Annotated in this window: 14 protein-coding genes; 6 read left to right on the top strand and 8 right to left on the bottom strand. The window is 61.1% G+C overall.

Annotated elements, in window-relative coordinates; genetic code table 11:
* Positions 1-14 precede the first annotated feature (14 nt).
* Both M2394_RS05340 and M2394_RS05335 read right to left on the bottom strand, forming a co-directional pair.
* On the bottom strand, positions 15-1,127 hold the full coding sequence (locus M2394_RS05340; protein WP_259171831.1) for a TIGR00730 family Rossman fold protein: 1,113 nt from the start codon (positions 1,125-1,127) through the stop codon (positions 15-17).
* Positions 1,128-1,418: 291 nt separating this feature from the next.
* Complete coding sequence (locus M2394_RS05335) at positions 1,419-1,859, bottom strand: PA3611 family quorum-sensing-regulated virulence factor (RefSeq protein WP_176994815.1); 441 nt, start codon at positions 1,857-1,859, stop codon at positions 1,419-1,421.
* Positions 1,860-2,038: 179 nt separating this feature from the next.
* On the opposite strand from M2394_RS05335, the gene M2394_RS05330 reads away from it, so the two are divergent.
* The 3 genes from M2394_RS05330 to M2394_RS05320 all read left to right on the top strand — a co-directional run bounded on the left by M2394_RS05330 (position 2,039) and on the right by M2394_RS05320 (position 4,099).
* On the top strand, positions 2,039-2,758 hold the full coding sequence (locus M2394_RS05330; protein ID WP_259171830.1) for a tRNA-uridine aminocarboxypropyltransferase: 720 nt from the start codon (positions 2,039-2,041) through the stop codon (positions 2,756-2,758).
* Positions 2,759-3,010: 252 nt separating this feature from the next.
* Positions 3,011-3,661: a response regulator transcription factor ErdR gene (gene erdR, locus M2394_RS05325; RefSeq protein ID WP_176994813.1), complete on the top strand. Its 651-nt coding sequence runs from the start codon at positions 3,011-3,013 to the stop codon at positions 3,659-3,661.
* Positions 3,662-3,736: 75 nt separating this feature from the next.
* Positions 3,737-4,099, top strand: coding sequence for a diacylglycerol kinase (locus M2394_RS05320; protein WP_017137081.1), 363 nt, complete (start codon positions 3,737-3,739; stop codon positions 4,097-4,099).
* Positions 4,100-4,102: 3 nt separating this feature from the next.
* Here M2394_RS05320 and M2394_RS05315 read toward each other — a convergent pair whose 3' ends face one another.
* Positions 4,103-5,029, bottom strand: a complete 927-nt coding sequence (locus tag M2394_RS05315) for a LysR family transcriptional regulator (protein ID WP_169368331.1) — start codon at positions 5,027-5,029, stop codon at positions 4,103-4,105.
* 124 nt (positions 5,030-5,153) lie between these two features.
* Here M2394_RS05315 and fpr point away from each other — a divergent pair, with 124 nt between their 5' ends.
* Positions 5,154-5,933, top strand: a complete 780-nt coding sequence (fpr, locus tag M2394_RS05310) for a ferredoxin-NADP reductase (protein WP_003189055.1) — start codon at positions 5,154-5,156, stop codon at positions 5,931-5,933.
* A gap of 168 nt (positions 5,934-6,101) precedes the next feature.
* Here the strand turns inward: fpr and tsaA are convergent, their stop codons facing one another.
* From tsaA to rimO, 5 genes are all read right to left on the bottom strand, one after another.
* A complete protein-coding gene (tsaA, locus tag M2394_RS05305) occupies positions 6,102-6,797 on the bottom strand; it encodes a tRNA (N6-threonylcarbamoyladenosine(37)-N6)-methyltransferase TrmO (RefSeq protein ID WP_259171829.1) in 696 nt (231 codons plus the stop codon).
* 3 nt (positions 6,798-6,800) lie between these two features.
* Positions 6,801-7,262, bottom strand: coding sequence for a DUF1456 family protein (locus tag M2394_RS05300; protein ID WP_071487504.1), 462 nt, complete (start codon positions 7,260-7,262; stop codon positions 6,801-6,803).
* A 70-nt stretch (positions 7,263-7,332) separates the two neighbouring features.
* On the bottom strand, positions 7,333-8,043 hold the full coding sequence (locus M2394_RS05295; protein ID WP_178925774.1) for an rRNA pseudouridine synthase: 711 nt from the start codon (positions 8,041-8,043) through the stop codon (positions 7,333-7,335).
* A 143-nt stretch (positions 8,044-8,186) separates the two neighbouring features.
* Positions 8,187-8,681, bottom strand: coding sequence for a GNAT family N-acetyltransferase (locus tag M2394_RS05290; protein WP_178925773.1), 495 nt, complete (start codon positions 8,679-8,681; stop codon positions 8,187-8,189).
* A 110-nt stretch (positions 8,682-8,791) separates the two neighbouring features.
* Complete coding sequence (gene rimO, locus M2394_RS05285; protein ID WP_017254931.1) at positions 8,792-10,132, bottom strand: 30S ribosomal protein S12 methylthiotransferase RimO; 1,341 nt, start codon at positions 10,130-10,132, stop codon at positions 8,792-8,794.
* A gap of 289 nt (positions 10,133-10,421) precedes the next feature.
* On the opposite strand from rimO, the gene M2394_RS05280 reads away from it, so the two are divergent.
* Together M2394_RS05280 and M2394_RS05275 are read left to right on the top strand one after the other, a co-directional pair.
* Positions 10,422-12,323: a potassium transporter Kup gene (locus M2394_RS05280; protein WP_178925772.1), complete on the top strand. Its 1,902-nt coding sequence runs from the start codon at positions 10,422-10,424 to the stop codon at positions 12,321-12,323.
* Positions 12,324-12,446: 123 nt separating this feature from the next.
* Positions 12,447-13,553: an NADH:flavin oxidoreductase/NADH oxidase gene (locus M2394_RS05275; protein ID WP_259171828.1), complete on the top strand. Its 1,107-nt coding sequence runs from the start codon at positions 12,447-12,449 to the stop codon at positions 13,551-13,553.
* The last annotated feature ends 6 nt before the right edge of the window (positions 13,554-13,559 follow it).

The following is a 13,559-nucleotide window of genomic DNA, read 5'->3' as shown; positions in this document are numbered from 1 at the left end:
CGTCTAGCAAAAAGTCACGCCGGCTCCGGCGCCACCCGCTGCTGCGCCTTCCCCTGAGCCTGTGCCCAGTTCTCCGGCAAATTGATGTAATCCACCAACTCCCGCAGCCGCCCCTGGTCCCGCCCATTGAAGTTGAACACCAACCGAGTCAAATGGCTGAACCGCGCTTCATCATGCTCCTCGCCCGTGTACGCAAGCTGCTGGAACTCCCCACTCAACCGCAAGCTGGCAAACTCGCTTTGCAGATGAGCCAACGCCCGATCACTGAGCGGGTGATTCATGCGCACCACAAACTCACGTTTCAACCAACGAGTGGAGTGGAAGTTGGCATAAAACCGGTTGATCTCTTCCACCGCTTCTTGTGCGCTGTACACCAACCGCACCAGCTTGAGGTCGGTAGGCAATATGTAGCGATTGGCTTCCAATTGGCCACGGATAAAGTCCAGAGCGCCTTGCCAGAAACCCCCACCCGGTGCGTCCAGCAGCACCACCGGTACCAACGGGCTCTTGCCGGTCTGGATCAGTGTCAGAACCTCCAGTGCTTCGTCCAGGGTGCCAAAACCACCCGGGCACAGCACCAGCGCGTCGGCTTCCTTGACGAAAAACAGTTTGCGCGTGAAGAAGAAGTGGAACGACAACAGGTTGTCGGTGCCATCGATGGTCGGGTTGGCGTGTTGCTCGAACGGCAGGGTGATGTTGAACCCCAAACTGTGTTCCAGGCCCGCACCTTCATGCGCAGCGGCCATGATGCCGCCACCGCCGCCCGTGATCACCATCAGGTCCGATTGCGCCAGCAGGGCGCCGACTTCCCGGGCCAAGGCATACAACGGGCTTTCAACGGGCGTGCGTGCCGAGCCGAACACCGTGACCTTGCGGCGGTCCTTGAATTGTTCCAGGACGCGGAAGGCGTTATCCAGCTCGCGGATGGCTTGCAAGGTGATCTTGGCGTTCCAGCGGCTGCGGTCGTCCTTGGCCATGCGTAGCACGGTGAGAATCATGTCGCGGTACAGGGGGGTATTCTGGCTGTTGGGAGCGATCAGTTGGAGTTGTGCTTCGACCTGTTGCGTGAGGTCGGCCCCGTTTTCTTCAAGTTGCCGGAGCAGGCGGTCATTCGGTTCATAAGGCATTCAACTTCTCCTTCTTGCAGGGCCCGGGTGGCCGACGAGCCATTCGCCGGAGGCGACGACACTGCATGTGTCATTGCTTGCCGCAGGGGGCAACCTTCTTTTGCCCTGAAAATGTTACAGAACAGCATGAAAAGCGCTGTGAATGAACGGTTGGGATGACTTGATCATGGGCCGGAAAACCCTTGGCTGGCAACCACTTATTGGCCGCCTGATAGGGAGTCTAGCTGCTGGAGAGGACTTGAAGCGGGGGGAGTGCGCACCACCGGACGGCAGTGCGCGCAGCTCACGTGGTTACTTTTTCTTCTTCGCCGCAGCCGGTGCAGGGCAGTCAGCCTCGATGAACTTGACCGACGCCACGGGGCGGTTGGTCTTGTTCTCGGTGATGTCGTAGCGCATCACTGCGCCCTTGGCCATCAACTCGCGGTAGCCCTTGTTCAGGCACACGCTCTGGCCCAGCTGGAAATACACAGCCTTGGGGTTGGCGCGCATCTGCTCGGCCCGGTCAGGTTGCACACTGAGGTGGTCGATCAGTTGCATGCCTTCGACGGTGTAGGCCACTTCCAGGGTCTTTTCATCGATTTCCCGGGGCAGGTCCTTGTTGCTCTCAGCCGCGACGCTTTGCAGCTTGCGGTTCATTTGGGCCTCCAGCAACGAGGCAGCCTGGGCGCCCATCGGCAAGACCAGCGCCAAGGCGACGGATGGAACGACAAGGCGCAGCATGGAACGCAGCATGAAACTCTCCTGATTCGGTTACTGGTGCATAGACCAGCCACTGCGCTGTGCGTTCAGTGGCGCGCAATTATAGGTGACCGCTTGCCACTACAGCCAGGCGTATCGCTGGTAAACTGCGGCCACTTGAGCCCTCCACGAGTTTTCACCGTGTCGATTTACCCGTCCCAACGGCGCATCCGATGAGCCACGCCGTCTCCCGCCTGCGCACCCAACGCCTGGCCCGTGCCGTTCGGCCGTTCCTCAACCGTGGTTCCCGCGCCGAACGCTGCCCCGGCTGTCGGGTGATCCCCGAGTATTGCCTGTGTGCCTGGCGCCCCAAGGTTCAGGCCCGGTCCGCCATGTGCCTGCTGATGCACGACGTGGAACCGATGAAACCGAGCAACACCGGCTGGCTGATCGCCGATGTGATCGACGACACCACCGCGTTCGCCTGGTCCCGCACCGAAGTCGACCCTGAGCTGCTGACCTTGCTCGCAGATCCACAGTGGCAACCTTACATCGTGTTCCCCGGCGAATTTGTTACGCCGGAGCGGGTGGTCAGCGAGGTCAAGGTGGAGACGGGCAAGCGCCCGCTGTTCATCCTGCTGGACGGCACCTGGAGCGAAGCGCGCAAGATGTTTCGCAAGAGCCCGTACCTGGAGCACCTGCCGGTCCTGAGCCTGGCGTCGGAACAGCTGTCTCGCTACAAGCTGCGTCGATCAAAGCGAGATGATCATTTCTGTACCGCCGAAGTGGCGGCGCTGTGCCTGGAACTGGCCGATGATCAAACCGCCAGTGAAGTGCTGGATGCCTACCTCGATGTGTTCAGCACCCACTACCTGGCCGCCAAGTTCCAACTGCCGCTGGATCCTGCGGACATCGTCCATACTCGTCTTGCACCCTATATCCACGCGGTATAACCAGACGACGTTTGCATGATGGCACCGCAAACCGGCAACCCGCTAAAATGCCCACGGGCGTAGTGCTTGACCCCCCAGGCTACGCTGGGCATGCTGGGCGCCGATTGGGGCTTAACCGTGAATTTTCAGCGTCGTTGCAGGTGTTTTTGACGCTGAGTATGCCCTGTGGCGATGGCTGCCTGGCCATCGCCTTGTGTACTGGCGAACCCTGAACCCATCAGGGCTCCCATAAAAAACAGGATCATTTAATCAATGGCCACATACGACATCCTGATAGCCGATGACCACCCGTTGTTTCGCAGTGCACTGCATCAGGCAGTGACCTTGGGTCTCGGCCCGGACGTGCGCCTGGTCGAAGTGGCCAGTATTGCCGAGCTGGAAGCCCGCCTCACCGAAAAATCCGACTGGGACCTGGTGCTGCTCGACCTGAACATGCCCGGGGCCTACGGTTTTTCCGGGCTGGTGCTGTTGCGGGGGCAGTACCCGCAGATTCCCGTGGTGATGGTCTCGGCCCAGGAAGAGGCCGACGTGGTGGTGCGCTCCAAGGAGTTTGGTGCCAGTGGTTTCATTCCAAAGTCCAGCGCCATGGAAGATATACAGAACGCCGTGCGCACGGTGCTCGATGGCGACGTGTCCTGGCCGCCCCAGGCGTTTGAAGAAATCAATGTGTCCGATGAAGCCAAGGCTGCGCGGGACGGGCTTGCCAGCCTTACGCCGCAGCAGTTTCGTGTATTGACCATGGTGTGCGAAGGTCTGCTGAACAAGCAGATTGCCTATGAGTTGAATGTGTCGGAAGCGACCATCAAGGCCCACGTGACCGCGATCTTCCGCAAGCTCGGCGTACGCACGCGCACCCAGGCGGCGCTGCTCTTGCAACAACTTGAGTCAATTTCGCAGCATTAAGATGTCACCGGTTCACGCTTTTTTGACTTTGTGTGAACTAGTTTCCCCACTCCTTTGGTTCAGTTGCCTACATCTATGTCGCCTTTCAAGGGTCAAACCGGTATCAAACGTATCTTCAACGCAGGGGGCTACTCCCTGGATGGCCTGCGTGCGGCTTTCACCGGCGAGGCGGCATTTCGTCAGTTGGTGTTGCTGAACGTCATCCTGATCCCGCTGAGCTTTTTCCTGCACGTCAGTCGCGTCGAGCGCGCCTTGTTGATCGCGGTGTGCCTGCTGGCCCTGATCGTCGAGCTGCTCAACTCGGCGGTGGAGGCGGCGATCGACCGCATCTCCCTGGACCGTCACCCCTTGTCCAAGAACGCCAAGGACATGGGCAGCGCCGCACAATTCGTGGCCCTGACCATGATCACCCTGGTGTGGGCCGTTATCCTGATCTAAGCCTCAGGCAATGCTCGGCAGCACGATCTCGTCGCTGCGCTGAACCCCGGCGGTAAAGGCGCGGCACAGCTCCAGAAACTCGCGCATCGCCGAGGTCTGGTACTTCTGTTTATGCCAGATGAAGTAGAACTGCCGGGCCAGGTCCAGGTCCGGGGTTTCCACTGGCACCAGGCTGCCACGGCGGAATGCATCGCGCAGCGCCAGCCGGGAGATGCAGCCAATGCCCAAGCCTGATTCCACTGCCCGTTTGATCGCCTCGGTGTGTTCCAGCTCCAGGCGGATATTCAGCGCGCTGCGGTGATGACGCATGGCTTGGTCAAACGTCAGGCGCGTGCCCGAGCCCTGTTCTCGCAGGATCCAGGCTTCATGAGTCAACTCCTCCATGGTCGCCACGCCTCGCTTGGCCAGGTGATGCTGTGGCGCACAGAACACCACCAGCTCGTCCTCCACCCAGGTTTGCACCTCGATATCCGGGTGGCTGCAGTCACCTTCGATTAGACCCAGGTCAATTTCGTAGTGCGCCACCTGGTGCACGATATGCGCAGTGTTCTGCACATGCAGCTTCACCTGGCTCTCGGGGTGCTGCTGCATGAAACTGCCGATCAGCAGGGTCGCCAGGTAATTGCCGATGGTCAGCGTGGCGCCCACCGCCAGGGAACCGAAGCCGGACTTGCCGTTGAGCAGGTCCTCGATCTCCTTGGCCTGGTCCAGCAGCGCCACCGCCTGGGGTAACAGCTGATGGCCGAGGGCGTTGAGGCTCAGGCGCTTGCCCGCGCGGTCGAATAATTGGCAGCTGGATTGACGCTCCAGTTCGGTGATCGACGTGCTGGCGGCGGATTGAGATAAGGCCAGAAGGCCAGCAGCGCGGGAGACGCTTTCCTGCTGGGCGACGGCGACGAAAACTTGCAGTTGACGGAGAGTAAATCGCATATCGATATAACCGATAACCCTTATCTTAATAATCCAGTTAACAGATATTGTCGCCGCCATTAGAATGCTGTGCAATTGCGCATCCCATCTTTGGCGCAGACCCATTTCCAGGAGTCCCCCGTACATGAGCAACATGAACCACGAGCGTGTCCTCAGTGTTCATCACTGGAACGACACTCTGTTCAGCTTCAAGTGCACCCGCGATCCGGGCCTGCGCTTCGAGAACGGTCAGTTCGTGATGATCGGCCTGCAACAGCCCAACGGCCGCCCGCTCATGCGTGCTTACTCCATTGCCAGCCCGAACTGGGAAGAGCATCTGGAGTTCTTCAGCATCAAGGTCCCGGATGGCCCGCTGACTTCCCAATTGCAGCACTTGAAGGAAGGCGACGAGATCATCATCAGCAAAAAACCGACAGGCACCCTGGTGCTTGACGATTTGAAGCCGGGCAAACACCTGTACCTGCTCAGCACCGGTACTGGCCTGGCGCCGTTCATGAGCGTGATCCAGGACCCGGAAACCTACGAGCGCTTTGAAAAAGTGATCCTGTGCCACGGCGTGCGTTACGTCAACGAAGTCGCCTACCGCGAGTTCATCACCGAGCACCTGCCGCAGAATGAATTCTTCGGCGAGGCCCTGCGTGACAAGTTGATCTACTACCCTACCGTGACCCGCGAGCCGTTCGAAAACGAAGGCCGCCTGACCGACCTGATGCGCAGCGGCAAGCTGTTCAGCGACATCGGCCTGCCGCCGATCAACCCTGAAGACGACCGCGCCATGCTGTGCGGCAGCCCGAGCATGCTGGACGAAACCAGCGAAGTACTGAACAGCTTCGGCCTGAAGGTTTCGCCGCGCATGCGTGAGCCAGGTGACTACCTGATCGAGCGCGCATTCGTCGAAAAGTAATTACCGACCAACTGTAGGAGCCGGCTTGCCGGCGATGCCCTCCAAGACGTCGCGATTATCCAGAATAAACGCTTCATCGTTGACGACCATCGCCGGCAAGCCGGCTCCTACAGTAAAAAAAGCCCGCGTTGCCTGTGAAGGCAACGCGGGCTTTTTCGTTTCTGCGGTTTACTGGGCGGGAAGCACTTCCAACACACAAATCACCCCCGTTTCGGGATAGTGCCAACGCACATCCACATCCCAGAACTGCGCACCGTATTCCCGCTCCGGCCCCGGCGTCTGATACGCCGGCCGTGGGTCCTGTGCCAGGCATTGATCAATCAACGCCACCAAGGGTTCGCCAAGGCGCTCGGCGTGGCTTTGTGCCTGTTGCAGGGCGGTCTTCAGCCACTGCACCGGAATCAGCTGCGGCGCGGCACTGGCGATGCCGTTGGTGGCGATGTCGACCATGTCGGCATACGGCACGTACGGCTTGATATCCAGCACCGGCGTGCCATCGAGCAGGTCAATCCCGGAAATCCACAGCTTGCCGGGTTCCACCTTGTCCAGCTTCACCACCGACTGGCCGATGCCGTTGGGTCGGTGGGTGGCGCGGGTGGCGAACACGCCCATGGATGCATTGCCGCCCAGACGGGGCGGGCGCACTTTCAGGCGGGGCTTGTCTTCCAGGGCCTGGTGGAACAGGAACAACAGCCACACATGGCTGACCTGCTCCAGGCCCTGCACTGCCTCGCCGCCGTCGAACGGCGCCACCAACTCGAGTACGCCACGGGCGGCGGGCGCCAGTTGCGGTTGGCGCGGGATGGCGAACTTCTCCTTGAAGCAGGAGCGCACAAAGCCGACGGGGGAGACGTTGTAGCTCATGGCTTAGGTGCGAACCCGCAGGGTCAGGCCCTTGAGGAAGTTGCGCAGCAACTGGTCGCCGCACGGGCGGTAGTTGGTGTGGCCGAACTTGCGGAACAGTGCGCTCAGCTCGGGCTTGGACACCGGGAACTCGGCGGCCTTGAGGATGGCGTGCATGTCGTCTTCCTTCAGCTCGAAGGCCACGCGCAGTTTCTTGAGGATGATGTTGTTGGTCACCGGCGTCTCGATCGGCTGCGGCGGGCGGCTTTCGTCCTTGCCGCGCTTGAAGATCACCAGGCCGTCGAGGAAGTGCGCCATGACTTCATCCGGGCAGAACACGAAGCCTTCTTCCTCGTCTTTCTTGAGGTAGGTCAGCAGGTCGTCCTTGGTCACGTCCATGCCGCCGAGCTTGATGATCTCGACCATCTTGTTGTCGCTGATGTCGAGCATGTAGCGCACGCTGCGCAGTACGTCGTTGTGAATCATGGTGGGCAATCCTGGTATTCAACTGAGGACACCGCCCAAATCCGGCAGTGTCGAGAAAAAGGGTGACGGCTTAGAACTTCTCTTTGCCGGACAGGTAACGCCATTGGCCGACCGGCACCTTGCCGATGGACACGCCGCCAATACGGATACGGCGGATGGCGATGACCTTGAGGCCAACCGCTTCGCAGAACAGGGCGATCACGCCGGGCTGCGGGTTTTTCATCGCAAAGCGCAGGCGGTTTTCGTTCTGCCAGCTGGCTTTGACGGGCGGCAGCTCTTTGCCTTTGTAGGTCAGGCCGTGGTTCAGGCGATTGAGGCCGTGGGCAACCATGTCGCCTTCGACCTCGACCACGTATTCCTGCTCGATCTTGGCGGCATCGGCGGTCAACTTGCGCAGAATCTTCCAGTCCTGGGTGAACACCAGCAGGCCGCTGGCCTTGGCCTGCAGGTCGGCGCTGGCGCTCAGGCGCAGGAAGTGGCCCTTGAGCGGACGCTTGCCGAAGCGGTGTTCTTCCGAGAGGGTGTCGGCGCTGATCGAAGCCATGGCCGTTTCGGCGTCTACGCCAGCCGGCGCGTGCAGCAGGATAGTCACCGGCTCGGGCGCGGTGGCCTTGGCCTCCGGGTCCAGCTCGACCTTCTGGGTGGTGACCTTGAACTGCGGCTCGTCGATCACTTCACCGTCCACCGAGACCCAGCCGCCTTCGATGAACAGCTCAGCCTCCCGACGGGAGCAACCGACCAGTTCGATAAGGCGTTTGGAGAGGCGTATGGGGTCAGTCATGACAAGGGCCGTAACAAAAGGGGGCAGCTATTGTACCTGCCTGGCGCCGGTTAATCCCGGCTCCATTTCAGTGCTGGTGTTTTTTGTGGGGGCTCTGGCTTTGCTGGGAGCTGGCTTGCCTGCGATTGCCTCCACTCGGTACATCAGGCAGACCGAGGTGCCTGCATCGCAGGCAAGCCAGCGCCTACAGGCGTGCGCAAACGCATGTGCAGCAACGGATACGGCTGCCCCAAGCCATCATGCTCCGTACGTCCGATCACCTCGAAACCCTGCTTGAAGTAAAACCCCAACGCTTGTGGATTCTGCTCGTTCACATCCAGCTCATCGGCGTTCAAATGCTCAATCGCATACCTCAACAATTGCCGGCCCAAACCTTCCCCCCGGTGCTGTGGGTCAATAAACAGCATCTCGACCTTGCCCGCCGCCACCCCGGCAAACCCGGTTATGTTCTGGCGCGCGTCCTTGGTGCAGATCAGCATCACGGCGTCCAGGTAGCGGGTCAGCACCAGGTTTTTCAACAACAGGATGTAACTGTCCGGCAGAAAGTCATGGGTCGCCCGCACCGAGGCCTCCCAAAGGCGCGCCAACTCGGGGTAGTCGCTGGTTTTAGGTGTGTGGATAACCGAATGCTGACGCATGCCCGCTGCCCCTTGCCGATGAATGGCGCCGATGGGCAAACGATAGACCGAAAAAAGCCCCGCATCTTGTCCAGAGGCGGGGCTTTTTCAAATTATTACGCAGGCGCGATTCAGTCGCGCTTTTCAGCCCACAAGTCGTACTCGTCGGCGTCGGTCACGGTGCACCACACCTTGTCACCTGGCTTCAAACCGCTGGCATCGTCGATGAACACGTTACCGTCGATTTCCGGCGCGTCGAAGAAGCAACGGCCAACGGCGCCTTGCTCGTCGACTTCGTCGATCAGCACTTCGATTTCCTTGCCGATGCGCAGTTGCAGGCGCGCCGAGCTGATGGCCTGCTGGTGCGCCATGAAACGCTCCCAACGGTCTTGCTTGACGTCGTCCGGCACCACGGCCAGGTCCAGCAGGTTGGCGGGTGCGCCCTCTACCGGCGAGTATTGGAAGCAGCCGACGCGGTCCAGTTGGGCTTCGGTCAGCCAGTCCAGCAGGTACTGGAAGTCTTCTTCTGTTTCGCCAGGGAAGCCGACGATGAAGGTGGAGCGGATGATCAGCTCCGGGCAGATCTCGCGCCAGTTCTTGATGCGCGCCAGGGTCTTATCTTCGAAGGCCGGGCGTTTCATGGCCTTGAGCACTTTCGGGCTGGCGTGCTGGAACGGGATGTCCAGGTACGGCAGGATCTTGCCGGCGGCCATCAGTGGGATCAGCTCATCCACGTGCGGGTACGGGTAGACGTAGTGCAGGCGTACCCACACGCCCAGGCTGCTCAAGGCTTCGCACAGCTCGGTCATGCGGGTTTTCACCGGCGCGCCGTTCCAGAAACCGGTGCGGTATTTCACATCGACGCCGTAGGCGCTGGTGTCCTGGGAGATCACCAGCAGCTCTTTCACGCCGGATTTGACCAGGCGCTGGGCCTCGTCGAGCACGTCACCCACCGGGCGGCTGACCAGCTTGCCGCGCATCGACGGGATGATGCAGAAGCTGCAGCTGTGGTTGCAGCCTTCGGAAATCTTCAGGTACGCGTAGTGACGCGGGGTCAGCTTGATGCCTTGCGGCGGTACCAGGTCGATCAGCGGGTTGTGGTCCTGGCGCGGCGGCACCACTTCGTGCACGGCGTTGACCACCTGCTCGTACTGTTGCGGGCCGGTCACGGCCAGCACGCTCGGGTGCACGTTGCGGATATTGCCTTCTTCCACACCCATGCAGCCGGTCACGATGACCTTGCCGTTTTCCTTGATCGCTTCGCCGATCACTTCCAGGGACTCAGCCTTGGCCGAGTCGATGAAGCCGCAGGTGTTGACCACCACCACGTCCGCGTCCTGGTAGGTGGACACGACGTCATAGCCTTCCATGCGCAATTGCGTAAGGATGCGTTCGGAATCGACCAGGGCCTTGGGGCAGCCCAGGGATACAAAGCCGACCTTGGGATTGGCCGTCGCGGGAGTGGTGGACATGTCTAACCTCGGTATTGAATGACGCCGCCAGTCGGGCACGACAAGGCGGTAGACGGGCGCTTGGTGCGCCTCTGATCAAAAAGTGCGCAATTCTAGCGACGGGCAACGCACTTGACCAGCTTTATGCAGGGAAATACGACGAGTGCTGCGCTATGCTTCGCGCCGTTGCACACGGGTAGAACCCCGAGGTCAATAAAACGTCTGTTACGAGAAGTAAAACAGCGCATGCTAGGGTCAGCTTAGACGCGCTGTTTATAAAAGACCTCAGGTCAAAGGGCAGGAGTGGTTGATGGGTCAGGCAAGTAGTCAGGCAGCAGGTGCCGAGCATTCCAACGCAAAGCCGATTGGCATGCTGGTGGCGGCGGTCGGGGTGGTTTACGGCGATATCGGTACCAGCCCGCTCTATACCCTAAAAGAAGTGTTCACTGGCGGTTACGGGGTTCAGGTCAACCATGATGGGGTGCTAGGGATCCTGGCGCTGATCTTCTGGTCGCTGATCTGGGTCGTGTCGATCAAGTACATGCTGTTCGTGCTGCGCGCCGACAACCAGGGCGAGGGCGGCATCATGGCCCTCACGGCACTGGCGCGTCGGGCGGCAGGGGAGCGCAAGAAACTGCGCAGTTTCCTAGTGGTGTGTGGGTTGTGCGGTGCGGCGCTGTTCTACGGCGACAGCATGATCACCCCGGCCATTTCCGTGTTGTCGGCCATCGAAGGCCTGGAGTTGGCGTTCGACGGCCTGGAAAAATGGGTCGTGCCCATCGCGTTGATCGTGCTGGTGGCGCTGTTTCTGATCCAGAAACACGGCACCGACCGCATCGGCAAGCTGTTCGGGCCGGTGATGGTCACTTGGTTCCTGGTGCTGGGCGGCCTGGGGGTGTATGGCATCACGCTGCACCCTGAAGTGCTCAGCGCGTTGAACCCGCTGTGGGGCGTGCGGTTCTTCCAGGCCCACCCGGGGATTGGCGTGGCCATTCTCGGCGCCGTGGTCCTGGCATTGACCGGGGCCGAGGCACTGTACGCCGACATGGGCCACTTCGGCCGCAAGCCCATCGCCCGCGCCTGGTTCATGCTGGTGTTGCCGGCGCTGGTGCTGAACTATTTCGGCCAGGGCGCCATGCTGCTGGGCGATCCGGAAGCGGCGCGCAACCCGTTCTACCTGCTGGCGCCGAGTTGGGCGTTGATCCCGCTGGTGGTGCTGTCCACCCTGGCGACCGTGATTGCGTCCCAGGCGGTGATTTCCGGCGCGTTCTCGTTGACGCGCCAGGCGATCCAGTTGGGCTACATCCCGCGCATGCACATCCAGCACACCTCCAGCGCCGAACAGGGCCAGATCTATATCGGGGCGGTGAACTGGTCGCTGATGGTCGGCGTGATCCTGCTGGTGCTGGGTTTCGAGTCCTCCAACGCCCTGGCCTCGGCCTACGGCGTGGCCGTGACCGGCACCATGCTGATGACCACCATCCTGGTGTCGGCGGTGATGTTGCTGCTGTGGAAATGGCCGCCGATCCTGGCGGTGCCGGTACTGGTCTGCTGCCTGTTGGTGGACGGCCTGTATTTTGCCGCCAACGTGCCGAAAATCATCCAGGGCGGTGCCTTCCCGGTATTGGCGGGGATCGTGTTGTTCGTGCTGATGACCACCTGGAAGCGCGGCAAGCAGTTGCTGGTGGACCGCCTCGACGAAGGCGGCCTGCCGCTGCCGATCTTTATCGGCAGTATCCGCGTGCAGCCGCCGCACCGCGTGCAGGGCACTGCTGTGTTCCTCACCGCGCGGCCTGACGCGGTGCCCCACGCGCTGTTGCACAACCTGCTGCATAACCAGGTGTTGCATGAGCAGGTGGTGATGCTGACGGTGGTCTACGAAGACATCCCACGGGTGCCCGCCTCGCGTCGTTTCGAAGTGGACGCCTACGGCGAAGGCTTCTTCCGGGTGATCCTGCACTTCGGTTTTGCCGACGAGCCGGACGTGCCCGAGGCCTTGAAGCTGTGTCATCTGGATGACTTGGACTTCAGTCCGATGCGCACCACCTACTTCCTCAGCCGCGAGACCGTCATTGCCTCGCGCATCAAGGGCATGGCGCGCTGGCGCGAAGCGCTGTTCGCGTTCATGTTGAAAAACGCCAACGGCAACCTGCGCTTCTTCAAGTTGCCGGTCAACCGCGTGATCGAGCTGGGCACCCAGGTCGAAATGTAGGCGGTTGCAAAACGGGAGCCGGCAATCGGCTCCCGTGTTCCATTCTGAACCCTGTGCAATCGCGCGTTGTCGACTAGGCTCTAAGCACCGTTGAGTGCCCATAGAACCCAGAAGAGGTGCGCCATGAGTCAGCTGCTCGAACCCTATACCCTCCGTCAATTGACCCTGCTCAACCGCATTGCTGTGTCGCCGATGTGCCAATACTCGGCCGAGGATGGCCTGGCCAATGACTGGCACCTGGTGCACCTGGGCAGTCGCGCCGTGGGGGGCGCCGGGCTGATTTTCACCGAAGCCACCGCCGTGACCGCCGATGGCCGCATCACCGCCCAGGACCTGGGGTTGTGGAACGACGAACAGATCGAGCCGTTGCAACGCATCACACGCTTTATTGCCGCCCAAGGCGCGGTGGCGGGGATTCAACTGGCCCACGCCGGGCGCAAGGCCAGCACCCACCGGCCCTGGATCGGCAAGCATGGCAGCGTCAAGCCCGAAGATGGCGGTTGGGTGCCGGTGGGGCCGTCACCGATTGCGTTTGACCCCAATCACACGCAACCCAAGCCACTTGATGAAGCGCAGATCCAGCAGGTGATCGCCGACTTTGTCGCCGCCGCCAAACGCGCACTCACGGCGGGTTTCGAGGTGGTGGAGATCCATGCCGCCCACGGTTACCTGCTGCATCAATTCCTCTCGCCCATCAGCAATCAGCGTCAGGACCAGTACGGCGGTTCTTTTGAAAACCGTATTCGCCTGGTGCTGGAAGTGACGAAGGCCGTACGCGACGTCTGGCCCCAGGAGCTGCCGTTGTTCGTGCGGGTGTCGGCCACCGACTGGGTCGAAGACGGCTGGAACCCCGATGAAACGGTGGAGCTGGCACGCCGCCTGAAGGACTTGGGGGTGGACCTGATCGACGTGTCCTCCGGTGGCACCGCCGCCAACGCCGAGATCCCCACCGGCCCCGGTTACCAGACCCGCTTTGCCGAGCGTGTGCGCAAGGAGTCCGGCATTGCCACGGGCACTGTCGGCATGATCACCGAACCGGCCCAGGCCGAGCACATCCTGCGCACGTGCCAAGCCGACATCATCTTCCTCGCCCGTGAACTGCTGCGCGACCCGTATTGGCCGCTGCATGCCGATGACGACCTGGGCGGGCGCAAGGCCATCTGGCCGGCACAGTATCAACGGGCGACGCACCGCGACCAGCCGATTCACGAGTCTGATCTCAGGGACTGATCCCTC

It is taken from the genome of Pseudomonas sp. BIGb0164, from assembly GCF_024810135.1.
Lineage (GTDB): Bacteria > Pseudomonadota > Gammaproteobacteria > Pseudomonadales > Pseudomonadaceae > Aquipseudomonas.
Note: the sequence above shows the minus strand (reverse complement) of the source record. Positions and strands in the feature narration are given on the sequence as shown.